Genomic DNA, 25372 nt, shown 5'->3' with positions numbered 1-25372 from the left:
CGAGAAAGTTACTTCGCCAGCGCCGCGCACAGCCTGTCGGTGGCGAGCGCGATCCGCGATTCTGCCGTATCGCGGTTGGCGGGGCTGTTCTCGACGCCCTTCGTCTCGGTGTTGAAGGCGAGCAGGCTCGCCGCTCCCTGATCGGGGCAGAGGCTCAAATAAGCGCGAAAGCCGTTCTGGTCGCCATTGTGGCCGACAAGGCGCACCCCGGCGCTGCGGTCGACGAAGAAGGACAGGCCGCTCATCGTCGTCGTCGCCATTCGGCCCTGCGTGAAATCCTCGCCCGCCGAAATCTGCGGCACCCACATTTCCTCGAGCGACGCGCGCTTCAGCACCCGATCATAGTCGGCCGCGCGCGCCGCATCGCCGAGCAGGAAGGCAGCATATTTCGCCATGTCGGGCATCGGCGCATTGAGCCCGCCGTTCGACACGGTGACGCCGGTATCGACGTCGAAGGGCGCCGCGACGCGTTTGCCGTTCCTGACATAATAGCTGTGCGACCGGTGCGGCAACAGATGCGGCGGCGTGCGGTCGAAATAGCTGGCGTGCATGCCCAGCGGCTTCAGGATATTCTTGTCGATATAGACTTCATAATCCTCGCCCGACAGCCGTTCGATCACCTGCCCCAGATAGACGATACCGGGATTCGAATAGCCGAAGCGCGAACCGGGTTTGAACTCGACCGTCGTATAGGGAAGCATCGCGACCAGCTGCGCCCAGCCCCTGGGCTCGAACGGCTGCCAGTCATGCTCGCGCCACGGCCAGGTACCGCTCCGGAACCCCGCGCTGTGGCTCATCAGCTGGCGGAGCGTGATCGCGCCGGTGTCGCCATAGACATTATGCACCGCCGCAAGTTCGGGGACATATTTGACGACCGGATCGTCGAGCGACAACAGCCCGCGGTCGCGCAGCTGCATGATCGCGATCCCGGTCATCGTCTTGGTCACCGAGGCCCAGTGATAGATGGTCCGGGCATCGACGGGGACGTGCGTCTCGGCATCCTGTTCGCCCAGATGATCGGCGGCGATCGTCTGTCCATCGCGCAGGAAATAGAAACTGCTCCCCGCAATCCGGGCGCGGTGGGTCTCGGCGCGATGCAGTTCGCGAAAATCGCGGAGCGCGGCATCAAACGCAGCATCCTCGGCAGCGGCCGGACTGGCGATCAGGGCAAGTGCAGCAACAATCCGGCGCAACATCGGCGTCCTCTCCGTCCTTCCCGAAAGACGCGACGGTGGCCGAAGCCGATCAGAAATGGAAGTCGGGAAGCTCGGCCAGCGCGATTCCCAGCGCCTCGGCCCAGCCGTGCGAGACGCTTTGGAAATAGGCGTCGTCGCGCTCGAAACGCCGCTCGCGCACCGTGGTGAACTCGTCGCGCTCATGGATCTTGAGGTCGATCGGCAAATCGACCCCCGCATTGGCGCGGATCGTCGAATCGAACGAGACGCAGAGCAGTTTCACCGCATCCTCGAACGACATCGCCGGATCATAGCTGCGCACAATGATCGGGCGGCCATATTTCGTCTCGCCGATCTGGAAGAAAGGATTGTCCTCGCCCGCCTCGATGAAATTGCCTTCGGGATAGATGAGGAACAGCCGCGGGTCCGATCCCTTGATCTGCCCGCCGACGATCAGCGACGCGCGGAAAAGCGATTCGGCCGCCGGGCCTTCGTCATTGTGGCGCATCACGATGCTGCGCAGCGTCTCGCCGACGATATTCGCCACCGCGAACATCGACGGCGCGGCCAAGATCGACGGGTGGCGTTCCTCGGGGGCCTTGGTGCGCTCGTCGAGCAGGCTGACGACGGCCTGCGTCGTCGCGAGGTTGCCCGCCGACATCAGCGTGATCACGCGCTCGCCGGGGACGGTCCAGCTGCGCATCTTGCGGACCTGCGAGATGTCGTCGACGCCCGCGTTGGTGCGGGTGTCCGACATGAACACCAGCCCCTTGTTCAAACGCATGCCAACGCAATAAGTCATCGTATCCCGTTTTCCCCGCCCGGAAAGTCCTGAATCATCCCCGTCCGCTTATTGCTGGACCTGCACTTGGACAACCAGATTCTCCTGCGCCGCACCATAGCGCATGCCGCGAACCGGGGCGGCATCGCGATAATCGAGCCCCGTCGCGACGCGAATGTAACGCTGGTCGGGCGAATGACCGTTGCTCACGTCGAAACCGATCCAGCCGATATGGTCGAAATGCGCCTCGGCCCAGCCGTGCGTCGCATCCTGATGCGTGCGGTCGTTCATCATCAGATAGCCCGAGACATAGCGCGCCGGATGCCCGAGATGGCGCATCGCGGCGATGAATATATGCGCATGGTCCTGACACACCCCGCCTTCGCCGGCGAGCGCCTGCTCGGCGCTCGTCTCGGCATCGGTGACACCGATCCGGTAAGGCAATCTGCCCAGGATCAGCGCCGACAGCGCGTGCGCGCGCTCGATGTCGTTGGCGAAATCGCGGCCGAGTTCGGCGGCCAGCGAGCGCACCCCACGTCCCGCGCGCGTCAGCGGGGTCGGGCGGAGAAAGGTCCAGAGCGGCATCGCGCCGCGGTGCGGGCCGATCACCCCGTCCCAAGTGATCAATTCGATTTCGCCCGTGCAGCGGATGACGAGTTCGCTCGCACCGCTGTCGACCGCAACCAGATCGACGCCATTGCCATGATGGTCGGTATAATGAAGCTGGTGCCCGCCGCCCTCGATCGCGATCGTCCAGCCGTGGATCAATTGCTGCCCCGGCCGCTCTTTCGGGGTCAGCTTGACCTGTTGCAGCGCATAGCGAACCGGGCTGTCATATTGATAATGGGTGCTATGTTCGACGCGCAATCTCATGTCAGGGTCCGTACTCAGTTCCAGCGTCGTCGAGGCGTCCAAATGGCGAACAGCTCGGGCCGAAAGACGCGCCGGGAAGGCTGGTTGCCTTTCCAAGCGGCTTTCGGTCCGAGATGGAAGCCATTTGGACGTCCCGAAGGGATTTGATCAAAATGGTCCATTGCTTCGTCGAGAAGCCTCGAAATATCGACATATATCTTCGCCTTCTCTCCTCGCACTGGGCCATTTTGCTTCAAACCTCGACGCCGCTGGAACTGATTACGGACCCTTACTCCACGAACCGGTAATCGCGCTCGATCTGCTGCGCGAGTGCGGCATTGGCGCGTAGGAAATCGGTGATGAACTCGTGCAGCCCCCCGTCGAATATTGACGCGATCGGTCGCGACAGCCGGTCGCGGCAGATCGAGGCGCCCATCCGCACCGCCTCGGTCTCCTCGCCATAGGCGTGCTGAAGCCACGCGAGATTGTCGTTCATCTTGTCGCAGCAAAACGACAGGCTGCGCGGCATCTGTTTATAGAGGATCAGAAATTCGGCGATCTTCAGCGCGCTGATCTCGGCTCCGTACAGCCAGTGATAGGCGCGGTGCGCCGATACCGATCGCAGGATCGTCTCCCACTGCACATTGTCGATCGAGCTGCCGATATGCGCGACCGAGGGCAGCAGCAGATAATATTTGACGTCGAGGATGCGCGCGGTGTTGTCGGCGCGTTCGAGGAAGGTGCCGACCCGCGCGAAATTATAGCCGTCGTTGCGCAGCATCGTCCCCGCGAAGGCACCGCGCACCAGCCCGCTTTGCTGGCGGATCGCCGCGAGCACGTCGGGCAGGTCGTCCTCGCGCACCTGTCGCCTCAGCAGCGCACCCAATGTCATCCAGCTCGTGTTGACCGCCTCCCACGCCTCGCGCGTCAGATAGGTGCGCGCGGTCCGCGCATTGTCGCGCGCCTGCTTGATTACCGACATGATGCTCGACGGGTTGGCGGGATCGCGCAGCATGAAATCGACGACGCGCTGCGAGCTGTAATCCGCGCCATGCGCCTGCCGGAAATAATAATCCTGCCCTGCGGTGACGAGCACCGAGCGCCATTCGGCCGCGGCGGTGTTCGACCGTGTCAGCGCGATGCGGAAACCGGCGTCGATCAGCCGCGCATTATTCTCGCTGCGTTCGAGATAGCGTGCCATCCAGTAAAGCGAGCCTGCGGTTTTTCCCAGCATCCTAAAGCCCCTCCCCTTCAGGAGTGTCAGGTAAACCGTCCCCCGGACGGTTTAGGTCATGCCGGGGGCATGACCGACTTGACACTGGGTTGGGGTGGGGGCTGGCGAGGTGGCGTAAGGCCGATACCCCCCACCCCGCTGCGACTTGGCAGCAAGCTGCCAAGTCTCGCTGCCCCTCCCCTAAAGGAGAGGGGCTGAAGTCAAAAGACATCATCGCCGCCACCCCATCAATCCTCCAACACCCACGTATCCTTCGTCCCACCGCCCTGGCTCGAATTGACAACCAGCGATCCCTTGCTCATCGCGACGCGCGTCAATCCGCCCGGCGTGATCCTGATCCCCTGCGGCGACATCAGCACGAAGGGACGCAGGTCGACATGACGCGGCGCCAGCCCCGCCTTGGTAAAGATCGGCACGGTCGAGAGCGAGAGCGTCGGCTGCGCTATATAGTTACGTGGATTGGCCTCGAGCTTGGCACGGAACGCAGCGATCTCCTTCTTGCTCGCCGCGGGGCCGACGAGCATCCCGTAACCGCCCGACCCGTGCACCTCCTTCACGACCAGTTCGGGCAGGCGGTCCAGCACTTCCTTCAGATGCTCGGGTTCGCTGCATCGCCAGGTCGGCACATTGGGCAGCAGCGCCTTTTCGCCCGTATAAAATTCGATGATGTCGGGCATGTACGAATAAAGCGCCTTGTCGTCGGCGATTCCCGTCCCCGGCGCATTGGCGATCGTGATCCCTCCCGCGCGGTAAACATCCCAGATGCCCGGCACGCCGAGCATCGAGTCCGACCGGAAATTGAGCGGATCGAGGAAATCGTCGTCGACGCGGCGATAGAGGACATCGATCGGCGTGTAGCCCTGCGTCGTGCGCATCGCGACGCGGCCCTCGACGACGCGCAGATCATGCCCCTCGACCAGTTCGGCGCCCATCTGGTCGGCGAGGAAGCTGTGCTCGAAATAGGCGCTGTTGTGGATGCCCGGGGTCAGAACCGCGACCGTCGGCGTGCCCCCGCATGCCGGCGGGGCGCACGCCGCGAGCGACTTCAGGAGCTTGAGCGGATAATCGCTGACCTCGCGCACCGAAATCTTCGCGAACAGTTCGGGGAACATCTGGAGCATCGTCTCGCGGTTCTCGAGCATATAGGACACGCCCGATGGCGTCCGCGCATTGTCCTCGAGCACATAAAATTCGTCGGCGCCGGTGCGCACGATGTCGATGCCGCTGATATGCGTATAGATCCCGCCCGGCGGGTCCATGCCCATCATCATCGGCAGAAACGCCTCGTTGCGCGCGATCAACTCGACCGGCACCCGGCCCGCGCGCAAAATCTCCTGCCGGTGATAGATGTCATGGAGGAAGGCGTTGAGCGCGCGCACGCGCTGCTCGATCCCGCGCGACAGCCGCCGCCATTCATTCGCCGCGATGATGCGCGGGACGACGTCGAAGGGGATCAGGCGTTCGTCGGCCTCATCCTCGCCATAGACGTTGAAGGTGATGCCGGTGGTGCGAAAAAAGGCTTCGGCCTGTTTCGCCTTGCGCTGGATGCGCGCCGCATCCTCGCGGCCGAACCAGTCCGAATATTCGCGATAGGGCGCCCGGACCTCGCCCTCCTGTCCGGTCATCTCGTCGAAAAAATGAATGCGCCAGCCCTTTCCACGCAACATGCCACCGGTCCGGCCGCGATGCTTCGGGCGTGCGCGGCCCCGTCGTTCCTGCCTGCTGCGTCGCTTGTCTGGCTACGCGGCCGTCAAGCTTATGTCGGCGATGCTAATCGCGCCCGCGCACCTTGGCAAGCGGGCTTGTGGGGCCGATTGATACGGTAACATCAAGGGCTTGCCGCGCGCCCGAAAGCGCGCGGCGGACAGCAGATCAAATCGCCCCGTGGCAATGCTTGTACTTGCGGCCCGAACCGCAAGGGCACGGCGCGTTGCGGCTGATCTCCAGCGCGGCATAGGGATTTTCGCCCTCGGGCAAATCGGGCTTGGGCACCTGCATCGGCGGCAGCGTGTTCGCGATCACGCCGAGCGCACCCGCATCGACGTCGCCGCTGTTATCCTCGCCCGTGAAGGGGTCGATGTGCGTCGTCAGGAAATCGGGCAGGTCGGGGAGCGGCATGGGCTCGGGCTCTTCGAAGCGCAGGTCGATGCGTGCGACGGTGCGCGTCACATCCTCGCGGATATTCGACAACATGCGTTCGAACAGCGCGAAGGCTTCCTGCTTATATTCGTTGATCGGCTGCTTCTGCGCATAGGCGCGCAGGAACACGACCTGGCGCAGCGCGTCGAGCGTCGAAAGATGCTCTTTCCAGTGATGGTCGAGCGTCTGGAGCAGGATCGACTTTTCGATCCCCTTCCACGTCTCGGCATCGACGAGGCCCGCCTTCTCGGCCGCGACCGCGTCGGCCGCCTGCTGGATGCGCTCCTCGAAGATTTCGGCGTCGACCGCGTCCTCCTGCATCCAGTCGTCGATCGGCGGGGCGAGGTCGAGGATGTCCGCGACTCGCTCCTTCATCGCCTCGACATCCCATTGTTCGGGATAGCTGCCCGGGGGGCACGCGTCGGCGACGATCGAATTGACCGTCTCGGCGCGCATCGCGGTCATCACCTCGTCGACGGTCTCGCTGTCGATGATCTCGCCGCGCTGCTCGTAGATGACCTTGCGCTGGTCGTTCATGACGTTGTCATATTCGACAACCTGCTTGCGGATATCGTAGTTGCGCGCCTCGACCTTCTTCTGCGCGGTCTCGATCGCCTTCGACAGCCACTTCGACCCGATCGCCTCGCCATCCTCCAGATTCTTGTTCATCATCTTGGAGAAGAGCGTGTCGGGACCGAAGATGCGCAGCAGGTCGTCGTCGAGGCAGAGGTAGAATTTCGACAGCCCGGGGTCGCCCTGACGTCCCGAGCGGCCGCGCAGCTGGTTGTCGATGCGGCGGCTTTCGTGGCGTTCGGTCGCGAGCACGAACAGCCCGCCCGCGGCCTTCACGGCTTCGCGCTCGGCCGCGACTTCGGCCTGGATGCGCGCGATGCCCGCTTCGCGCTCGGGACCTTCGGGCAGGTCCTTGAGCTCGTCGTCGATGCGGAATTCCTCGTTGCCGCCGAGTTTGATGTCGGTGCCGCGGCCCGCCATGTTCGTCGCGATCGTGACCGCACCGGTGCGGCCCGCCTGCGCTACGATATGCGCTTCGCTTTCGTGGAAGCGCGCGTTGAGGACGCTGTGCGGCACGCCTTCCTTTTCGAGGTAGGAAGAGAGCAGCTCCGATTTCTCGATCGACACGGTGCCGACGAGCACCGGCTGGCCGCGCTCGTTCGCCTCGCGGATCGTCTTGGCGATCGCGCCGAACTTGTCGGTGATATTCTTGTAAAACTCGTCTTCGTCGTCCACGCGCGCGATCGGGCGGTTGGTTGGAATGTTTACGACATTCATCTTGTAGATGTCGAAGAATTCGGCCGCTTCGGTCGCCGCGGTGCCGGTCATGCCCGAAAGCTTCGGATACATGCGGAAATAATTCTGGAAGGTGATCGACGCGAGCGTCTGGTTCTCGGGCTCGATCTGCACGCCTTCCTTCGCCTCGACCGCCTGGTGCAGCCCGTCGGACCAGCGGCGCCCGTCCATCATGCGGCCGGTGAACTCGTCGATGATCACGACCTTGCCGTCCTTGACGATATAGTCGGTGTCGATCCGGAACATCTGGATCGCCTTCAGCGCCTGGTTGACGTGATGGACGACCTGCGTGTTCTCGATGTCGTAGAGATTGTTGCCCTGAAGCAGGCCGGCGGCTTCGAGCAGGCGTTCGACATGCTCGGTACCGTCCTCGGTCAGGCTGATCGACTTCGACTTTTCGTCCTTCTCATAATCCTCTTCGCCGAGCTGGAGGACGACCTCGTTGACGCGGATATAGAGTTCGGACTTGTCGTCGGTCGGGCCCGAGATGATCAGCGGGGTGCGCGCCTCGTCGATCAGGATCGAGTCGACCTCGTCGACGATGCCGAAGTTGAATTCGCGGTGCACCATCTGCGCGCGGTCGAACTTCATATTGTCGCGGAGGTAATCGAAGCCGAGCTCGTTGTTCGTCGCATAGGTGATGTCGCTGTTATAAGCGTCGCGGCGCTGCGTCTCGTTGAGGTTGGGGACGATGATCCCGGTGGTGAGGCCGAGGAAGCCGTAAACGGCGCCCATCCATTCGGCGTCGCGGCGCGCGAGATAGTCGTTGACGGTCACGACATGGACGCCCTTGCCCTCGAGCGCGTTCAGGTAACAGGGCAAGGTCGCCATCAGCGTCTTGCCCTCGCCCGTCGCCATTTCGGCGATCTCGCCGCGGTGGAGGACGACGCCGCCGATCAGCTGCACATCGAAATGGCGCATGCCAAGCGTGCGGACCGCCGCCTCGCGCACCGTCGCAAAGGCTTCGGGGAGGATGTCGTCGAGCGTCTCGCCGGCGCCCAGCCGGTCGCGGAATGCCTGCGTCTGCGCCTGCAGCCCCGCATCGTCGAGCGCCTGCATTGCGGGCTCGAAAGCATTGATCTTGTCGACGATCTTGCGGATCGAATTGACGTAACGGTCGTTGGACGAGCCGAACAGGCTCTTGGCAAGGCCAGCAAACATCTATTTTTCCTTGAAATATCAATTGAGTTGGCAACCATCGGGTCGCGCATATGTGCAAAGAGGCCCGGTATGGGCGGCGCCCTGAAACAGGCGCAGGCGAGCTCGCCCTATTCGAGCGCGCGGTCGCTGCCGGTGAGAAGGCCGGGAAGATGCGGCGGCGCCGCCTTGCGCGGCTTGCCGCCGCCGCTCGACGTACGTCGCGGCGCCGTGTTGGTGGTCGGGCGGCGTTCGGTATCGCTCGCTTCGGTCTTGCCCGTCGTTTCGGCAAGCAGGACCAGCGCCCCCATCGCCGCCGGAACGGCCGGCGCGGCAGCGGCCCGGTCGGCGGTCGCCAAGCCGGTCAGCAATGCCAAAAGGGTCAAAAACAACCGCAAGAATCGCCCCTCTATACGTCCGGAGCGTGGAATATTGCGCCCCGTCCCCTGAACATAGGGTGAAAGCCGCGGCGCGTCTAGGGGGCTGCCGCCGCCGCGGGGTCGGTCAGTTCGGGGTTCAAGCCGCGGACTTCGATCAGAAAGCTTTTGGGCTTCTTGAACAATTTACTCTTGCGATTGACCTGCAAGCCCACGACCTCGGCCAGCTCCATCACGAAATGGACGCAATTGCGCTTGTTGAGGCTATAGCTCGGCTGCTCGCGGTCGCGCCATTCGGCGACCTTCGCCAAAATCCGGCCATAGGTCGCATCGTCGACCGTCACGTCGAACTGGCGGTCGCTCTTTTCGATATAGTCGGGTTTCGACGATTCGACCTTGCCCTTCACCGACCCGAACAGGATCGCGGGGCTGACCGAAACCGCGGTGAAGCCGTAATTGGCGGCGACCGCCTCGCCCGTCGCGTCAAGCGTTCCCTTCATCACAATGAAGGCGTGCGGAAAGCGATCGCCGAAATCATGGCTGTAAAAGCTCACGACCACTTCGGCGCGCGCCGGGGTGGTGAGGCCCGCGCACAGCATCAGCAGCGACAGGAGGATCAAGCGAAGGCCGCGGGTCATTCCCGCCCTCTTAGCCAGCGGCGCCCGATCTTGCCAAGCCGCGATTGCCGCTTGACCGCGGCCCCGACTTCGCATCAAGTCTCATTGACATCGATGTAAGGAGAGGCCGGATGGCACGGAAGGCGATTTTCATCACCGGCGGCGGATCGGGCATCGGCCGCGCGGTCGCGCGCCATTTCGCGGGGCAAGGCTGGTTCGTCGGCATCGCCGACGTCAACCGCGCCGGAATCGACGAGACCGCGGCATTGCTTCCCGAAGGCGCGTCGTCGCGCCACGTCATGGACGTGCGCGACCGCGACCAATGGAAGGCCGCGCTCGACGAATTCGCCACGGCGAGCGGCGGCCGCCTCGACGTCCTTTTCAACAACGCCGGCATCGGGTCGGGCGGGCAATATATGGACATGGATCCGGCCGAAGCCGACCGCCTGATCGCGATCAATTTCGGCGGGGTCGTCAACGGCATCTATGCGGCGCTGCCGCTGCTCAGGGCGACGCCGGGGTCGGCGATCCTCAACACCGGATCGGCGTCGGGCTTCTATGGCGTCGCGGGCCTCGCGGTCTATTCGGCGACCAAATTCGCGGTGCGCGGGCTGACCGAGGCGCTCGAGATCGAATTCGCCAAGCACGGCATCAAGGTGCGCTCGCTGATGCCCGGCTTCATCGACACGCCGCTGCTCGATCAGGTCAGCGCCGACAGCAACGAACCCGCGCGAACCCGCCTGTCGGCAAGCGGGTTCGAGATTTCGCCGGTCGAGGATGTCGCGCGCGCGGCATGGGACGCGGTGCATGGCGACCGCGTGCATATGCCCGTCGGCAAGATGGCCAGGCGGCTGTCGCGCATCGCGCGCTGGTTCCCGGGATTGATCGTGCGCCAGTCGAAGAAGATCGACGGGCTGGGCACGGCGGGGCATTGAGGCGCGGTGGCGGCTTTGGGGTGGGGAGCGGACGTCAAAATCCTCCCTGTCGCGCAGCGATGGGGAGGGGGACCGCTCGCGTAGCGAGTGGTGGAGGGGCCGCGTAAAGCTCCTCCGTCAGCGCTTCGCGCTGCCACCTCCCCATGGCTTCGCCACAGGGAGGATTACAAGGCGGCAACCGGTCGCATTCCCAACATCCGTCGGCAGCTACCGGTCGCTGCCCCTCTTCAGCTATGACTTATTTCCCCGCCCCGCAGGTCACCGATCCGCTGCCGACATTGCGCACCGTGCACACCGGCCGCCCGAGCACCACGACCTTGCCGATCCCGCGCGCGGTGACCGCGGCGCTCTTGACCGCGTGGAGGATGTGATCGCCCGCGCCCTCGCTGTCGCTGATCAGCTCGCCGACCTCCAGCGCGCCGGCATCGACCGCCCCCGCGCCCGACAGGGTCATCCGCGCGGTCTTGGCGGCGCCGCCGAGCGTCATCGTGCCGTTACCGATCATCGCCACCTGCAGCCGGTCGGCCGCGATCGCGCCGACGGTCAATTGCCCGGGACCGCGTAGGCCGACCATCGCGCGCTGCCCCTTGAGTTGGTCGATGCGGAGCGAGCCGGCCCCGGCGAGCGTCGCGCTGTTCAGATGGGCGGCGTTGACGCGGACCGTCACCGGCCCATGCGGCCGCCGCCGCTTTTCATCGCCCGCGAACTGGCGCTGACTGATCACCAGCCGGCCGTCGCGGCTTTCGAGGCTCAGCCGGTCGAGCGCGTCCTGCGGCCCCGTCGCCACCGCGCTGACCGGCGCGCGCGTCACCACCTCGACCGCGACGTCGGCATTCACCTCGATCGTCTCGAAACTGGTGAGGCCGAAGCGCTTCTCGGCCGCAGACGCGGAACCGGCGAACGAAAGGGCGGCCACCGCGACGGCGGCGCCCCTTGCGATACAGGACAGGGTGCTGGTCATGCTGCTGCCCTAACCTTTTCGGGCCGGCAGCACCATAGGTGCCCTAGGGTCAGGACCCATTAATTCCACGTTCGAGGTTTGAAGCGATTTTGCTCAGGGCGAGGAGAAAAGGCGAAGGAATATGAATATATTTCAAGGCTTTTCGACGAAGCCATGGGCAAAATCCGTCAAATCCCGCAGGGACGTCGAAATCGCGGAATTAATGGGTCCTGACCCTAGTTGCAGGTCGCGGTGCCCGAACCCATCGTGCGCGTCGAACATTTGCCGCCGCCGCCGATCGTCGCATCGCCCGATCCGAGGATCGCGATGTCGGCGCTGCCGCTCGCTTTGGCGTCGACGTCGCCCGATCCGGCGATCGACACGTCGAGCGTCGTCGCCGCGAGCCCGCCCGCCGCGATATTGCCCGATCCGGTGACCCCGAAATCGCCCGATCCGATCGTTCCGCCGCCGATTTCGATATCGCCCGAACCCGACACGGCGACCTTCGCGCTCTTGCCGTTCAGCGTCCCCACCTTGAGGTCGCCCGAACCGGTGACCACCGCCTCGACCGCATCGCCGTCGACCGCATCGGCGTCGATCTCGCCAGACCCGGTCAGCCGCACCTCGCGGAGCGCCGGCATGATGATCGCGATGTCGACATCATTGTCACCGCCGCGGAAGCTGAAATCCGAATTCTTGCGCCCGATCGACAGCATGTCGCCGTCGAGTTCGATTTCGAGCTCGTCGATGATGGCTTTCGGCCCCTTGGCGCTGATCGAAAAGGCGTCGCCGCGGCGAATGGTGACATCGTCGGGACCCGCGACCTTGACGCCGGTGAAGCCCGTGAGGTCGAAGCTCTGCGTCGTCACCGGCCCCGCATCGACCGTGCGCCGCCCGTCCTTGCCGTCGCTCGTCACCTCGGCGCTGCACGCCGTGACGGTCATCGCGAGAGCCAGCGGCAGCGCCGCCATCGTCCAGTTACGCATCGAAAATCTCCTTCGTGTATTGTTTGTATAACACACAGGAGCACGGCCTGTCCAGTGCGAGCCGCCATCTTGTCGCCACCTTCGTGGCCCAGAGGCGCAAATCCTTCAGGAAAGAGACGATGAGTGTAGCCTTTCGCCGCGAGAGCGACGACGAACATAAAGAACCCGAGTTCGAATGGCCGATTCCGGTCGGCCCCAACCTCGTGACCCCGCGCGGCCTCCGCCTGCTCGGCGAAGAGGTGGCGCGTCTCGAAACCGCGATCGCCGCCGAAACCGGCGATGACGTACGCAAGAAATTGCAGCGCCGCCTGCGCTATCTCCATACGCGTCAGGCGACCGCCGAGGTGCAGGCGGCGGCCGGCGACGATGTCGTCGGCATCGGCAGCCGCGTCCGCTATGCGTTGAACGGCGCCGAACGCGCGGTCACGATCGTCGGCCATGACGAGGCCGATCCCGCCGCGGGCCGCATCGCCTTCACCGCGCCGCTCGGCCGCGCCTTGATGGGCGCCGAGGCAGGCGACATGGTCGCATTTCAGGGGCGCGACGATGCGATCGAGATTCTCGCCGCCGCCGCCGATCCGGAGGTGATGGCATGAAAGACAGGTTCGAACGCCACAAACAGCCGTGGACCGCCGCCGAGATCGACAAGCTCCACACGCTCGCGAAAAAGGGCATGGCGCTCAAAGCGATCGCCAAAGCGCTGACGCGCAGCGAGGAATCGGTGAAGGTCCGCGCCAAGGCCGACGGCCTCTCGATCGCGAAGCTGCATTAGGCCGTTCATGACCGCCCCCGATTATGACGCCATCGTGCTGGGTGCCGGCGCGGCCGGGCTGATGTGCGCCGCGGTCGCGGGGCAAAGGGGGCGGCGCGTCCTGCTGCTCGATCATGCCGAGCAGGTGGGCAAGAAGATCCTGATCTCGGGCGGCGGGCGGTGCAATTTCACCAACATCCACACCGCGCCCGATCGCTATATCTCGGCGAATCCGCATTTCGCCAAGTCGGCGCTCGCGCGCTACACCGCCGCCGATTTCATCGATCTGGTGAACGCCTACGGAATCGCGCATCACGAAAAGACGCTCGGCCAGCTTTTTTGCGACGGCTCGGCGAAGCAGGTCGTCGCGATGCTGCTGGAGGAATGCGCGAAGGGCGGGGTCGATGTGCGCTGCGGCCAGCCGGTGCGCGAGGTGACGCACGGCGATGGCGGTTTTCGCATGAGTTTCGGCGACCAGCCCTTCACCGCCGCCAACCTCGTTATCGCGACCGGCGGGCCGTCGATCCCGAAAATGGGTGCGAGCGGCTTCGCCTATGACCTCGCGCGCCAGTTCGGGCTGAAGGTCGTCGAGCCGCGCCCCGCGCTCGTCCCGCTGACGCTCGGCGGCGGCGATGTGCTGTTCCGCGACCTGTCGGGGGTCGCGACCCCGGTCGAAGCGCGCGCGGGCAAGGCCGCCTTCCGCGAAGCCGCGCTCTTCACGCACAAGGGCCTGTCGGGGCCCGCGATCCTTCAAGTGAGCAGCTATTGGCGGCACGGCGAGCCGGTGACGATCGATTTCCTTCCCGATGCTGCCCCCGACTGGCTCATCGAAGCCAAGCGCGCGCGGCCGCGGGCGACGCTCGCCTCTACGCTCCCCCTCCCCGACCGTCTCGCACAGACGCTCGCCGACCGCCTCGCGCTTTCCGGAGAACTCGGCGCTCTGACCGACCGCAAGCTCGCCGAGGCCGGCGCGCGCCTCAAGCGCTGGCCGTTCCACCCCAACGGCACCGAGGGTTTCGCGAAGGCCGAGGTCACCGTCGGGGGAATTTCGACCGCAAATCTGTCGTCGCAAACAATGATGGCCAAAAGCGTTCCCGGCCTGTATGCGGTCGGCGAAGCCGTGGACGTCACCGGGTGGCTGGGCGGCTATAATTTTCAATGGGCTTGGGCCAGCGGATACGCGGCGGGTCAGGCCCTTTAGGAAAAACCCACATATTTCCTCGTCATGCTGAACCGGTTTCAGCATCCACGACCCGATTGTTCGGACTCAGGCGATAGACCCGAGCCGAATCCCGGGCGGCGAAGAACGAAACCACGGCGCCTTTGCCGTCCAGGATAAGAAGAACAAAATGCCTTTCGAACATCTCTCGCCCGTCCTTGCGGACGCCCTCACCGCGCGCGGCTATGAAGCGCTTACTCCCGTCCAGGCGCAGGTTAGCGAGGAGGCGGCAAAGGGCCGCGACCTGCTCGTTTCGGCGCAGACCGGCTCGGGCAAGACCGTCGCTTTCGGCCTTGCGATGGCGGACGAACTGCTCGAAGACGGCCGCCTGCCCTTCGCGACCGCGCCGCTCGCGCTGATCGTCGCGCCGACGCGCGAACTCGCGCTGCAGGTCAGCCGCGAACTCGGCTGGCTTTATGCCAAGGCCGGCGCGCGCATCGCGACCTGCGTCGGCGGCATGGATGCGAGCCGCGAGCGCCGCAACCTCAACCAGGGCGTGCATATCGTCGTCGGCACCCCCGGGCGCCTGCGCGACCATCTCGAACGCGGTGCGCTCGACCTCGAAGCGCTGCGCGTCGCGGTGCTCGACGAGGCCGACGAAATGCTCGACATGGGGTTCCGTGACGATCTCGAGGAAATCCTCGACGGCACCCCCGATACGCGCCGCACGCTTCTCTTCTCGGCGACGCTTCCGAAGCCGATCGTCCAGCTCGCCAAGCGTTACCAGCGCGATGCGCTGCGCATCTCGACCGTCGGCGAAGACCGCGGCCATGGCGACATCGCCTATCAGGCAGTGACCGTCGCCCCCGCCGACATCGAAGGCGCGGTGATCAACCTGCTGCGCCTGCACGAAGCCGAAACCGCGATGCTGTTCTGCGCGACGCGCGACAATGTCCGCCGGCTGCACGCGAGCCTGATCGAGCGCGGCTTCGCCGCCGTCGCGCTGTCGGGCGAGCATAGCCAGAACGAGCGCAACCACGCGCTGCAGGCACTGCGCGACCGCCGGGCCAGAGTCTGCGTCGCGACCGATGTCGCCGCGCGCGGCATCGACCTGCCGACGCTCAGCCTCGTCATTCACGTCGAAATTCCGCGCGATGCCGAAACGCTTCAGCACCGTTCGGGCCGCACCGGCCGCGCGGGCAAAAAGGGCACCGCGGTCATCATCGTCCCCTATCCGCGCCGCCGCCGCGTCGACGGCATGCTGCGCGGCGCGCGGATCAACGCCGAATGGATGGACGCGCCGACCGCCGCCGACGTCCGCCAAAAGGATCAGGAACGGCTGATCGAAAAGCTGCTCGCACCCGTCGAGCATGAGCCCGAGGATCTGGAACTCGCCGCGCGGCTGATGGCCGAGCGCAGCCCCGAGGACATCGCCGCGTCGCTCGTCCGCGCGCACCGCGCGCTGATGCCGCCGCCCGAGGATCTGCTCGACAACGGCCCGCGCGGCCGCGAGCGCCCCGAACGCGGCGAGCGTTTTGAACGCCCTGAACGCGGCAGCGGCGGCGACCGCCGCGACGGCTTCGAGGACAGCGTCTGGTTCCGCCTCAACATCGGCCGCCACCAGAATGCCGATCCGCGCTGGATCCTGCCCTTGCTCTGCCGCCGCGGCCATGTGAGCAAGAACGAGATCGGCGCGATCCGCATCGGTCCCAAGGAAACGATGTTCAATATCCCCCGCGCGATAGCCGACCGCTTCGCCGAAGCCGTGGTGCGCACCGCGAACCAGGACGGCGAGGACGACAGCGGCGTGTCGATCACCCCCGCACCCGACGGCCCGACCTATCCGCCGCGCCGCGATAAAGGCGGCCATCGGGGACCGCGCGACGCAGCACCGCGCGCCCACGCCGGTCCGCGCGACAGGAATGAGCGCTACAAGCCCAAGCCTTACGGTCAGCGCAGCCCGCGCCGCCCGTCGAAGTAAAGTCAAACCCCTCCCCTTCAGGGGAGGGGCAGTGAGACTTGGTCCGGCGTAGCCGGGCCTTTAGTCGAACGGGGTGGGGGCCATCGGCCTTGCGCCACCTCGATAACCCCCACCCCAAACCCCTCCCCTGAAGGGGAGGGGCTTTCGCCGCACCGCCCTTGCACTCCCCAGCCCGGCCCACCAGATGGGCGGGGATAGCAGGAGCGCGGGCATGAAAGCGATCGAGGCCTTTATCGAAAAGCAGGGCGGTCCCGAGGTCATCGACTGGCGCGACGTGACGATCGGCGATCCCGGCCCGGGCCAGGTTCTCGTCCGGCAAACCGCGGTCGGGCTCAACTATCTCGACACCTATCACCGCGACGGCACCTACCCGATCGACCTCCCCGGCGGGCTCGGTGTCGAAGCTGCGGGTGAAGTGGTCGCCGTCGGTCCCGAGGTCCACGGCCTCCGGCCCGGCGACCGCGTCGCGACCTTCGGCCCGCAGCGGAGCGCCTATGCGTCGGCGCGGCTTGTTCCCGCATCCTCGCTGTTCAAGCTACCGCCCGGCATCGACGATGAAACCGCCGCCGCCGCGCTGCTCAAGGCGTGCACGGTCGAAATGCTCGTCGAACGCTGCGCGCGCGTCGAAGCGGGCGCGACCGTGCTCGTCCATGCCGCCGCGGGCGGCGTCGGGCTGATCCTCGTCCAGTGGCTGAAGGCGATCGGCGCGACCGTGATCGGCACCGTCAGCACCGAAGCCAAGGAGCATGCCGCGCGCGAAGCCGGCGCCGACCATGTCATCCGCTACAAGCAGGACGACGTCGCCGCGCACGTCCGCGAAATCACCGACGGCCAAGGCGTCCCCGTCACCTTCGACGGCATCGGCATGGCGACCTGGGACGTCTCGCTCAAGGCCACTGCACGCCGCGGGCTGATCGTCAGCTATGGCAATGCCGGCGGTCCTGTGACCGGCGTCAACCTTGGCGTCCTCGCGCAACATGGGTCGCAGTTCGTGACGCGCCCCACCTTGTTCGATTATTACCACCTGCCCGGCGAACGCGCTGCGGGCGCCGACCGGGTGTTCGAGATGATCGAGAGCGGCGCGGTGCAGATTACCGTCGGCCAGCGCTATTCGCTCGAGGATGCGGCGCGGGCGCATGCCGATCTGCAAGCGGGGCGGACGACCGGGTCGACGCTGCTGATTCCGGAGCATGGCTAGAGCACGATCATTCTTAATGAAATCGTCATCCCGGCGAAGGCCGGGATCTCATCGTCTTGTCTTGATGCACCGGCGAGATCCCGGCCTTCGCCGGGATGACGAGACAAGGAAGACCGTTGTCTCAGTCTAATGCGATCACGCTCTAATCCCCTCCCTGAAGGGAGGGGAACTTTACGCCTTCAATCGCTCCGCGTGCCACGCGACATGCTCGGCCATGAAGGTCGAGATGAAATAATAGCTGTGGTCATATCCCGGCTGCATCCGGATTTCGGCCTTCTGCCCATTGCGCTCGCACGCGTCCACTAGCAGCTCGGTCCTGAGCTGTTCGGCAAGGAAATTGTCGGCCTCACCCTGATCGACAAGCAGGTCGGGTACGCGCAGCCCCTGATCGAGCAGCGCGCACGCGTCATAGGCGTGCCAATCCTCGCGGTCGTCGCCAAGATAACCGGCGAGCGCTTTTTCGCCCCAAGGGCATTGCGACGGTGCGACGATCGGCGAAAAGGCCGAGACTGAACGGAAGCGATCCTGATTGCGGAGCCCGATGGTCAGCGCGCCATGCCCGCCCATCGAATGGCCGGTGATGCCCTGCCGCGTCAGGTCGGCGCTCGCGAAATTGCGCAGCACCAGCGACGGCAATTCATCCTCGATGTACGAACGCATCCGGTAATGTTTCGCCCAAGGCTCCTCGGTCGCGTCGACATAGAAGCCCGCGCCGAGTCCGAAATCATAGGCCGCATCGGGATCGTCGGGCACGCCTTCACCGCGCGGGCTGGTATCGGGCGCGATGAAGATCACGCCATGCTCGGCGCAGGCCGCGCGATATTCGCCCTTCTCCATCACATTGGCGTGGGTGCAGGTCAGCCCCGACAGATACCATAGCACCGGCAGCTTCGCGCCGCCGTCATGGTCGGGGACGAAGACCGCGAAGGTCATGTCGGTGCCGGTGGTCGTACTCGCATGCTTGTAGACGCCTTGCGTGCCGCCATGGCTGCGAACGGTGGAAAGGGTTTCGATGGTCATGCGGGGTCCTGAACGGGGATGGACGCGACAAGCGGCCGATGTCCCCAATGACGCAAGAGGTCGAGGATCGTTGCGCCCGGCAGCCCGAGCGTCGCGGTATTGCGGAGCGGATGGACGTTCACCGTCCCCGCCGCAGCCAGCCCCTCGTCCAGCACGACGGTGATGCTACCGGGCGCGGCGTTGATCGCGGCGAGCGGGGTGACCGATCCGGGCGAAATGCCCAGCAGGCGCTCCATATCCCCGGCCTTGCCGAAGCTCACCCGCTTGCTGCCGATCGCGGCGGGCAACGCCTTCAGGTCGACGCGCGCCGCGCCGGGCACGGTGACGAGCCAGAAGGCGCCGCCATTGTCCTTGAGGAACAGATTCTTGGTATGCGCGCCCGGGATGGCGGCGTTCACAGCATCGCTTTCGGCGACGGTGAACACCGCTTCATGCTCATAGGCGGCGAAGGGGATGGCGAGCGCGCCAAGGTCCGCCAGCAATCCCGCTTCGCCGCGCATCGGTCGTCCTCTTCCGCCTCAAACGACGCGGTGGAGCGCGCAGAGCTTGTTGCCCGACGGGTCGCGCAGATAAGCGAGATAGAGCTGGCCGAAACCGCCTTCGCGAATGCCCGGGGGATCTTCGATCGAGGTGCCGCCATTTTCGACGCCCGCCTTGTGCCATGCGTCGGCCTGCTCGGGGCCGTCCATCGCAAAGCCGATCGTGCAGCCGTTACCGATGGTCGCGGGCTGACCGTCGATGGGGGCGCCGACGAGGAACAGCCCGCCGTTGTGAATATAGATCAGGCGTCCCTTGTCGTCGGTGATCGCGGGCTTGCCGCCGATCGCCTGAAAGGTCGCGTCATAGAATTTCTTCGACGCCTCGATGTCGTTCGATCCGACCATATTGTGACTGTACATGGGTTTCCGCTCCTCCTGATTATGGTTGCGATTCGATACCTACCCTGCCCGCCGGGGCAGGACCAGCCACGATAACGGCCCTTGTTCACCGAAAATGACGAACTAGCGGAACACCACCGTCTTGCGCCCGTCGATCAGCACCCGCTGTTCGGCAACCCAGCGCACCGCGCGCGCGAGCACTTGTGCCTCGGTATCGCGGCCGATGCGGATCAGTTCTTCGACCCCGTCGCGGTGATCGACGCGCTCGACCGCCTGTTCGATGATCGGCCCCTCGTCGAGGTCGCTCGTGACGAAATGCGCGGTCGCGCCGATCAGCTTGACCCCCCGCTCGTGCGCGCGGTGATAGGGTTTCGCGCCCTTGAAGCCCGGCAGGAAGCTGTGGTGGATGTTGATGCAGCGGCCGGCGAGCTGCGCCGACAGATCCTGCGACAGCACCTGCATATAGCGCGCGAGCACCAGATATTCGGCTCCGCCGCGCGCCATGACGTCGAGGATCGCCGACTCCTGTTCGGCGCGGTTCGCGTCGCTGACCGGCAGATAGTGGAACGGCACGCCGTGCCATTCCGACAAGCGCCGCTGCGCCTCATGGTTCGATACCACGCCGACCACGTCGATCGCGAGGTTGCCGGTCGACCAGCGGTGGAGGAGGTCGTTGAGGCAGTGGCTGCCCTGCGACACCGCGATGACGAAGCGCGGTTTGGCCGTGCGGTCGCTGATCCGCGCGTCCATTTGGAAGCGCGCGACGATCGGCGCGAACGCGTCCTGCACGCCCGCCAGTCCGTCAGGAAAGCGCGGCCCTTCACCGCGGAACTCGACGCGCATGAAAAAGCGCCCCGAATCGAGGTCGGCATATTGCTGGCTGTCGAGGATGAAACCGTCGCGCTCCGCGAGCAGCCCCGTCACCGCCGCGACGATCCCGACCGCGTCGACGCAGCTGAAGGTCAGCACATAGGCGGGCCCGCTTCCCCCGGTCATGTCAGCCCGAAATCTTGTGCGTCGCGCACAGCTTGTTGCCGGCGGGATCGCGCAGATAGGCGAGGTAAACGACACGCCCCTCGGTCGCATGACGGATGCCCGGCGGGTCCTCCGCGGTCGTCCCGCCGTTCGCGACGCCCGCAGCGTACCACGCGTCGACCGCATCGGTCGAGGGCGCGAGGAACCCCAGCGTATGCCCGTTGCCGCATGCCGCCTCCGCACCATTGACGGGGTGCGTCACGATCAGGCGGCCGCCCGCGTGCATGTAGATCAGGCGCCCGCGCTCGTCGATCACGCCCTCGGTCGCGCCGAACGCGCCCAGAACCGCATCGTAAAAGCGCTTGCTCGCCGCGATGTCGTTCGACCCCAGCGCCACATGGCTGAACATGCCCTGTTTTCCCTCAGTAGACGACGACGCTGCGGATGCTCTCGCCCGCGTGCATCAAGTCGAAGCCCTTGTTGATCTCCTCGAGCCCCATGACGTGGGTGATCATCGGGTCGATCTCGATCTTGCCGGTCATATACATGTCGACGATCTTGGGCACGTCGGTGCGGCCCTTGGCGCCGCCGAACGCGGTGCCGCGCCAGTTGCGCCCGGTGACCAACTGAAACGGCCGCGTCGCGATTTCCTTGCCAGCCTCGGCGACGCCGATGATGATCGAGGTGCCCCAGCCGCGGTGACAGGCTTCCAAGGCAATGCGCATCACCTCGGTATTGCCCGTCGCGTCGAAGGTGTAATCGGCGCCGCCGTCGGTCATCTGGACGATCGCCGCGACGACATCCTCGCGGCTCATGCCCTTCGAATTGAGGAACTCGGTCATGCCGAACTTGCGGCCCCATTCCTCGCGCGCGGGATTGATGTCGACGCCGATGATCCGGTTCGCGCCCGCAAGGCGCGCGCCCTGGATCACGTTGAGCCCGATACCACCGAGCCCGAAGACGACGACATTGTCGCCGACCTGCACCTTCGCGGTGTTGATCACCGCGCCGACCCCGGTGGTCACGCCGCAGCCGATGTAGCAGCTCGACTGGAAGGGCGCGTCCTCGCGGATCTTCGCGACTGCGATCTCGGGCAGCACGGTGAAGTTCGAGAAGGTCGAGCAGCCCATATAGTGGAAGATCGGCTGGCCCTTGTACGAGAAGCGCGTCGTGCCGTCGGGCATCAGCCCCTTTCCTTGGGTGGCGCGGATCGCGGTGCAGAGGTTGGTCTTGCCCGACAGGCAGCTTTTGCACTGGCGGCATTCGGGGGTGTAGAGCGGGATGACATGGTCGCCGGGCTTCACGCTGGTGACGCCCGCGCCGACCTCGCGCACCACGCCCGCGCCCTCATGCCCCAGCACGCTCGGAAAGATGCCCTCGCTGTCGAACCCGTCGAGCGTATAGGCATCGGTGTGGCAGATGCCCGTCGCCATGATCTCGACCAGCACCTCGCCCGCCTTGGGGCCTTCCAGATCGAGTTCGACGATTTCGAGCGGCTTCTTCGCTTCGAACGCAACGGCGGCGCGGGTCTTCATGGGGCGGTCTCCTTCTTGGCGGCTCCAATCAGGCAAATGCGGTGGCAATGCAAGAGTCCGATCCTCCCTGTGGCGCAGCCATGGGGAGGTGGCAGCGCGAAGCGCTGACGGAGGGGCTTTGGCGCGACCGTTGTCGCCCCTCCACCACGCCCTGCGGGCGCGGTCCCGCTGGCGCTGCGCGCCGTCTGCGACTCCCCCATCGCTACGCGACAGGGAGGATTCGCGCGACGTCCAAGCTTGACCGAGCCAGGTGAGTCGGGGTCCGAACGCGCGTGTCATTTTGTTCGGAAGGTCACAAAGGTCACGCCACACACCCCTCTTGTTTCGCTTCCCCGGTGGCACAGGCCGGGAGCGAGGCGCAGGGCAGCGGCGGGCGGGATCGCAGTGGTCATGGCGGGCAGGCTATGCCTGCAAAATAATGTAGGAAAGCCCCTACTGCCGCCATCCCATTTCGTCACCCTCGAACGAGACACGCGGCTCGTTCGACTTGACCCGGGGTCCATGACGTCGGCGCGGCAGTGGATCCCGGATCAAGTCCGGGATGACGATGAAGGCGAAGTTGCGCTCGTCTCGCTCCTCGACCCGCTCCGCCCGCAGGAGGAGCCGGTCTGGGCCGCCTATCCGCAACGCCGCCATCTGCTACCGAAGGTGCGGTTGCTGATCGACAAATTGCGCGAGGAATTGCCGGGGGCTTTGCAACGGAGTGTCGGCTAATAGGGCCGAATGAAAATTAGTTGCCTTTGATCGATTACATTAAGTGTGGAGGTTTTACGCCCAGTGCTTTTAGCGAAGCTGTGTTAGCCTCGCGATTGATATTGCCGATCATCGCTGACTCGAGACCTTCGCGAGCTTCAGTGCTCAAATCAACATGCTTCACAAGCTTTTGCCCCTTCATCATAGACGAATATCGTCATACCCGGCTTTAGGCGTATTGCTCGCCACGCCGATCGTCCGTTTTCGATCATTTGTGGGCGACCGGCAATAGCCTAGCAAAAATCGCCAACTGTGGTCGTCTGAGCAATTGTGCCCGCGACCATCACCTCGGATCAGGTCTGGGGTGACGATGAGTTAGATACCCCTCAACACTCCACCACGCTGACCGCCAGCCCGCCCTTCGACGTCTCCTTATATTTATCGCGCATGTCGCGGCCGGTTTGCAGCATCGTCGCGATCACCGTGTCGAGGCTGACGACGTGCGTGCCGTCGCCGATCATCGCGATGCGGCTCGCGTCGATCGCCTTGATCGCGCCCATCGCGTTGCGCTCGATGCACGGGATCTGCACCAATCCGCCGATCGGGTCGCAGGTGAGGCCGAGATTATGTTCCATGCCGATCTCGGCGGCGTTCTCGACCTGCGCGTTGGTGCCGCCCAGCGCCGCGGTCAGCCCCGCCGCCGCCATCGAGCAGGCGACGCCGACCTCGCCCTGGCAGCCGACCTCGGCGCCCGAGATGCTGGCGTTGCGTTTATACAATGCGCCGACCGCGCCCGCGGCGAGCAGGAAGGTGCGCACGCCCTTCGCGTCGCCGCGATAGCTGCGCCGGTAATATCGGATCACGGCGGGGATGATCCCCGCGGCGCCGTTGGTCGGCGCGGTGACGACCTTGCCGCCCGCGGCATTTTCCTCGTTCACTGCCATCGCCCACAGGTTGATCCAGTCCATCATCGCCATCGGGTCGGACAGATTCTGTTCGTGGCGGCTGCGGATGTCGGCGGCGATCTGCGGCGCGCGGCGCTTGACCTTGAGCCCGCCGGGCAAGACGCCGGTGCTCGAGCAGCCCGCGTCGATCGACGCGTCCATTGCTCCGGCGATCGCATCGAGCCCGGAATTAACCTCGTCGAGGCTGCGGTGCGCGAGCTCGTTTTCGAGCATCATCTCGGCGAAGCTCTTGCCGGAGGCCGCGCCCATTTCCATGAGGTCGGCGCCCGAGGTGAAGGCGAAGGGCAGTTCGATCTCGTCCTCGGCGCCGCGGCTGTTGCGCCCCGCCTCGTCCTCGTCGACGACAAAGCCTCCGCCGATCGAGAAATACATGCGTTTCGCAAGGATCTCGCCCTCGCCGTCGCGCGCGGTGAAGCTCAAGGCATTGCTGTGGAACGGCTGGCGCTGCTTCATCTGGAAATGCAGATCGCGCGCGGGCTGGAAGCGCACGCGCTGGCGCCCGAGCAGGTAGAGGAAGCCTTCGCTCTCTGCGCGGTCCCAATGCGCCTTGATCGCGGCGAGGCTGGTCGAGGCCGGGATTTCGCCAGCAAGCCCCGCGACGACTGCCGTGTCGGCAGCGTGGCCCTTGCCCGTCAGCGCAAGCGAGCCGTAGAGGTCGGCCTCGACATGCGCCGCCTTCGTCAGCAGCCCCGCCTCGTCGAGCCAGACGGTGAAGCGCCGCGCCGCGACCATCGGGCCCACTGTATGCGAGCTGGAAGGACCGACACCGATCTTGAAAAGTTCGAACAGGCTGATCGTCATGGCGGCGCTATAGGCGCATCGCGATCATCGGGATAGGGCCGGGAGGGCCAATTTTCGTTACGGCCTGCGATAAATCCTCCCTGTCGCGAAGCGATGTGGAGGGAGACCGCCGGAGGCGGTGGAGGGGCGGGCGACGTTGCGCCGCTGCCCCTCCGTCAGCGCTTCGCCTTTGGCGAAGTTTATCCTGAGCGCCTGCAAGGCAGTCGAAGGGCGGTGCCACCTCCCCATGGCTTCGCCACAGGGAGGATCATTAAATTACGCCGGATAGGTCCAGGTCCCTTCGCGCGCGAAATTCTCCGCCGCGAAATCCCAGTTGAGCAGTTCGTCGACCACCGCGTCGACATAGGCCGGGCGCAGATTCTTGCGGTCGATGTAATAGGCATGCTCCCACACGTCGATCACGAGCAAAGGCTTGATGCCCGCGACGAGTTCGGTGCCCGCGTCGTGGGTGTCGGTGACCGACAGCGTGCCGTCGCGCGAAACGAGCCAGGCCCAGCCCGACGCGAAATGGTTGACCGCGGTTTCCTTGAGCTTCTTCTTGAGCTCGTCGAGTGAACCGAAATCGCGGTCGATCGCCGCGGCGAGATCGCCGGCGGGCGCGGTCTTGGTCGGGCTCAGGCTTTCCCAATAGAAAGCGTGGTTCCACGCCTGCGCGGCATTGTTGAACAGGCCCTTGTTGCCCGATCCTTCGGCGTGGTGGACGATTTCTTCGAGCGGCTTCGACGCAAGGTCGGTGCCCTCGATCGCGGCGTTGGTCTTGTCGACATAGGCCTTGTGGTGCTTGCCATGGTGCGTCGCCAGCGTGTCGGCCGAGATATGCGGTTCCAGCGCGTCCTGGGCGTACGGCAGGGGAGGATGGGCGATCGTCATGGCAGTCTCCTTTTTTGGTGTTCGGGGGCCTAACTCGGTATCTTGCCCATGAGTTGCAACCCCGT

The 25372-nt window shown here is 65.1% G+C and carries 25 protein-coding genes; 7 read left to right on the top strand and 18 right to left on the bottom strand.

The genetic code is table 11. From position 1 onward, the window contains the following. Positions 1-8: 8 nt before the first annotated feature. The 8 genes from OVY29_RS22340 to OVY29_RS22305 form a co-directional block, all read right to left on the bottom strand. On the bottom strand, positions 9-1196 hold the full coding sequence (locus OVY29_RS22340) for a serine hydrolase domain-containing protein (protein ID WP_313912316.1): 1188 nt from the start codon (positions 1194-1196) through the stop codon (positions 9-11). Positions 1197-1245: 49 nt separating this feature from the next. Beyond that, positions 1246-1977: a peptidase gene (locus tag OVY29_RS22335; RefSeq protein WP_037554202.1), complete on the bottom strand. Its 732-nt coding sequence runs from the start codon at positions 1975-1977 to the stop codon at positions 1246-1248. A 48-nt stretch (positions 1978-2025) separates the two neighbouring features. After that, positions 2026-2829 carry a transglutaminase domain-containing protein gene (locus OVY29_RS22330; RefSeq protein WP_037554203.1) on the bottom strand — a complete coding sequence of 268 codons (804 nt, stop codon included), beginning with the start codon at positions 2827-2829 and terminating at the stop codon, positions 2026-2028. A gap of 268 nt (positions 2830-3097) precedes the next feature. Continuing rightward, complete coding sequence (locus OVY29_RS22325) at positions 3098-4042, bottom strand: alpha-E domain-containing protein (RefSeq protein ID WP_037554204.1); 945 nt, start codon at positions 4040-4042, stop codon at positions 3098-3100. A 227-nt stretch (positions 4043-4269) separates the two neighbouring features. Continuing rightward, a complete protein-coding gene (locus tag OVY29_RS22320; RefSeq protein ID WP_313912315.1) occupies positions 4270-5709 on the bottom strand; it encodes a circularly permuted type 2 ATP-grasp protein in 1440 nt (479 codons plus the stop codon). Positions 5710-5914: 205 nt separating this feature from the next. Continuing rightward, positions 5915-8650, bottom strand: a complete 2736-nt coding sequence (secA, locus tag OVY29_RS22315) for a preprotein translocase subunit SecA (RefSeq protein WP_037554206.1) — start codon at positions 8648-8650, stop codon at positions 5915-5917. Between the two features lie 107 nt (positions 8651-8757). After that, a complete protein-coding gene (locus OVY29_RS22310; RefSeq protein ID WP_037554207.1) occupies positions 8758-9024 on the bottom strand; it encodes a hypothetical protein in 267 nt (88 codons plus the stop codon). A 77-nt stretch (positions 9025-9101) separates the two neighbouring features. After that, positions 9102-9641 (bottom strand): hypothetical protein, encoded by a 540-nt coding sequence (locus OVY29_RS22305; protein WP_313912314.1) that lies wholly within the window; start codon positions 9639-9641, stop codon positions 9102-9104. A gap of 110 nt (positions 9642-9751) precedes the next feature. Between OVY29_RS22305 and OVY29_RS22300 the strand changes: the two genes are divergently transcribed. Then, positions 9752-10555: an SDR family oxidoreductase gene (locus OVY29_RS22300; RefSeq protein WP_313912313.1), complete on the top strand. Its 804-nt coding sequence runs from the start codon at positions 9752-9754 to the stop codon at positions 10553-10555. 238 nt (positions 10556-10793) lie between these two features. Here the strand turns inward: OVY29_RS22300 and OVY29_RS22295 are convergent, their stop codons facing one another. Both OVY29_RS22295 and OVY29_RS22290 read right to left on the bottom strand, forming a co-directional pair. Continuing rightward, on the bottom strand, positions 10794-11516 hold the full coding sequence (locus OVY29_RS22295) for a head GIN domain-containing protein (protein ID WP_152567703.1): 723 nt from the start codon (positions 11514-11516) through the stop codon (positions 10794-10796). A 215-nt stretch (positions 11517-11731) separates the two neighbouring features. Continuing rightward, positions 11732-12481, bottom strand: coding sequence for a head GIN domain-containing protein (locus OVY29_RS22290; protein WP_037557554.1), 750 nt, complete (start codon positions 12479-12481; stop codon positions 11732-11734). A 119-nt stretch (positions 12482-12600) separates the two neighbouring features. Here OVY29_RS22290 and OVY29_RS22285 point away from each other — a divergent pair, with 119 nt between their 5' ends. From OVY29_RS22285 to OVY29_RS22265, 5 genes are all read left to right on the top strand, one after another. Next, complete coding sequence (locus OVY29_RS22285; protein WP_313912312.1) at positions 12601-13077, top strand: GreA/GreB family elongation factor; 477 nt, start codon at positions 12601-12603, stop codon at positions 13075-13077. Continuing rightward, entirely contained in the window at positions 13074-13253 is a 180-nt protein-coding gene (locus tag OVY29_RS22280) for a hypothetical protein (protein WP_037557556.1), read from the top strand. Before OVY29_RS22285 ends, OVY29_RS22280 begins: the two co-directional genes overlap by 4 nt. A gap of 7 nt (positions 13254-13260) precedes the next feature. Continuing rightward, entirely contained in the window at positions 13261-14433 is a 1173-nt protein-coding gene (locus OVY29_RS22275) for an NAD(P)/FAD-dependent oxidoreductase (protein ID WP_313912311.1), read from the top strand. 148 nt (positions 14434-14581) lie between these two features. After that, positions 14582-16372, top strand: a complete 1791-nt coding sequence (locus tag OVY29_RS22270) for a DEAD/DEAH box helicase (protein ID WP_313912310.1) — start codon at positions 14582-14584, stop codon at positions 16370-16372. A gap of 211 nt (positions 16373-16583) precedes the next feature. Then, the gene (locus tag OVY29_RS22265) at positions 16584-17570 is read left to right on the top strand and encodes a quinone oxidoreductase (protein ID WP_313912309.1); all 987 of its coding nucleotides are present in this window, start codon (positions 16584-16586) and stop codon (positions 17568-17570) included. A 171-nt stretch (positions 17571-17741) separates the two neighbouring features. Here the strand turns inward: OVY29_RS22265 and fghA are convergent, their stop codons facing one another. From fghA to OVY29_RS22235, 6 genes are all read right to left on the bottom strand, one after another. Further along, positions 17742-18590, bottom strand: coding sequence for an S-formylglutathione hydrolase (fghA, locus tag OVY29_RS22260; RefSeq protein WP_037554823.1), 849 nt, complete (start codon positions 18588-18590; stop codon positions 17742-17744). Continuing rightward, on the bottom strand, positions 18587-19090 hold the full coding sequence (locus OVY29_RS22255) for a prolyl-tRNA synthetase associated domain-containing protein (protein ID WP_037554824.1): 504 nt from the start codon (positions 19088-19090) through the stop codon (positions 18587-18589). Before OVY29_RS22255 ends, fghA begins: the two co-directional genes overlap by 4 nt. An 18-nt stretch (positions 19091-19108) precedes the next feature. Then, positions 19109-19489 (bottom strand): VOC family protein, encoded by a 381-nt coding sequence (locus OVY29_RS22250; RefSeq protein ID WP_037554825.1) that lies wholly within the window; start codon positions 19487-19489, stop codon positions 19109-19111. 102 nt (positions 19490-19591) lie between these two features. Continuing rightward, positions 19592-20464 carry a formyltetrahydrofolate deformylase gene (purU, locus tag OVY29_RS22245; protein ID WP_313912308.1) on the bottom strand — a complete coding sequence of 291 codons (873 nt, stop codon included), beginning with the start codon at positions 20462-20464 and terminating at the stop codon, positions 19592-19594. A 1-nt stretch (position 20465) separates the two neighbouring features. Beyond that, a complete protein-coding gene (locus OVY29_RS22240) occupies positions 20466-20852 on the bottom strand; it encodes a VOC family protein (protein WP_313912307.1) in 387 nt (128 codons plus the stop codon). 13 nt (positions 20853-20865) lie between these two features. Further along, on the bottom strand, positions 20866-21978 hold the full coding sequence (locus OVY29_RS22235) for an S-(hydroxymethyl)glutathione dehydrogenase/class III alcohol dehydrogenase (protein ID WP_313912306.1): 1113 nt from the start codon (positions 21976-21978) through the stop codon (positions 20866-20868). 501 nt (positions 21979-22479) lie between these two features. On the opposite strand from OVY29_RS22235, the gene OVY29_RS22230 reads away from it, so the two are divergent. Further along, positions 22480-22692 carry a hypothetical protein gene (locus tag OVY29_RS22230; RefSeq protein WP_313912305.1) on the top strand — a complete coding sequence of 71 codons (213 nt, stop codon included), beginning with the start codon at positions 22480-22482 and terminating at the stop codon, positions 22690-22692. Between the two features lie 365 nt (positions 22693-23057). Here the strand turns inward: OVY29_RS22230 and OVY29_RS22225 are convergent, their stop codons facing one another. Both OVY29_RS22225 and OVY29_RS22220 read right to left on the bottom strand, forming a co-directional pair. Continuing rightward, complete coding sequence (locus OVY29_RS22225; protein ID WP_313912304.1) at positions 23058-24437, bottom strand: L-serine ammonia-lyase; 1380 nt, start codon at positions 24435-24437, stop codon at positions 23058-23060. Between the two features lie 255 nt (positions 24438-24692). Beyond that, complete coding sequence (locus OVY29_RS22220; protein ID WP_313912303.1) at positions 24693-25307, bottom strand: superoxide dismutase; 615 nt, start codon at positions 25305-25307, stop codon at positions 24693-24695. Between the last annotated feature and the right edge of the window lie 65 nt (positions 25308-25372).

It is taken from the genome of Sphingopyxis sp. SE2, assembly GCF_032227185.1.
Taxonomy (GTDB): Bacteria; Pseudomonadota; Alphaproteobacteria; order Sphingomonadales; family Sphingomonadaceae; genus Sphingopyxis.
Note: the sequence above shows the minus strand (reverse complement) of the source record. Positions and strands in the feature narration are given on the sequence as shown.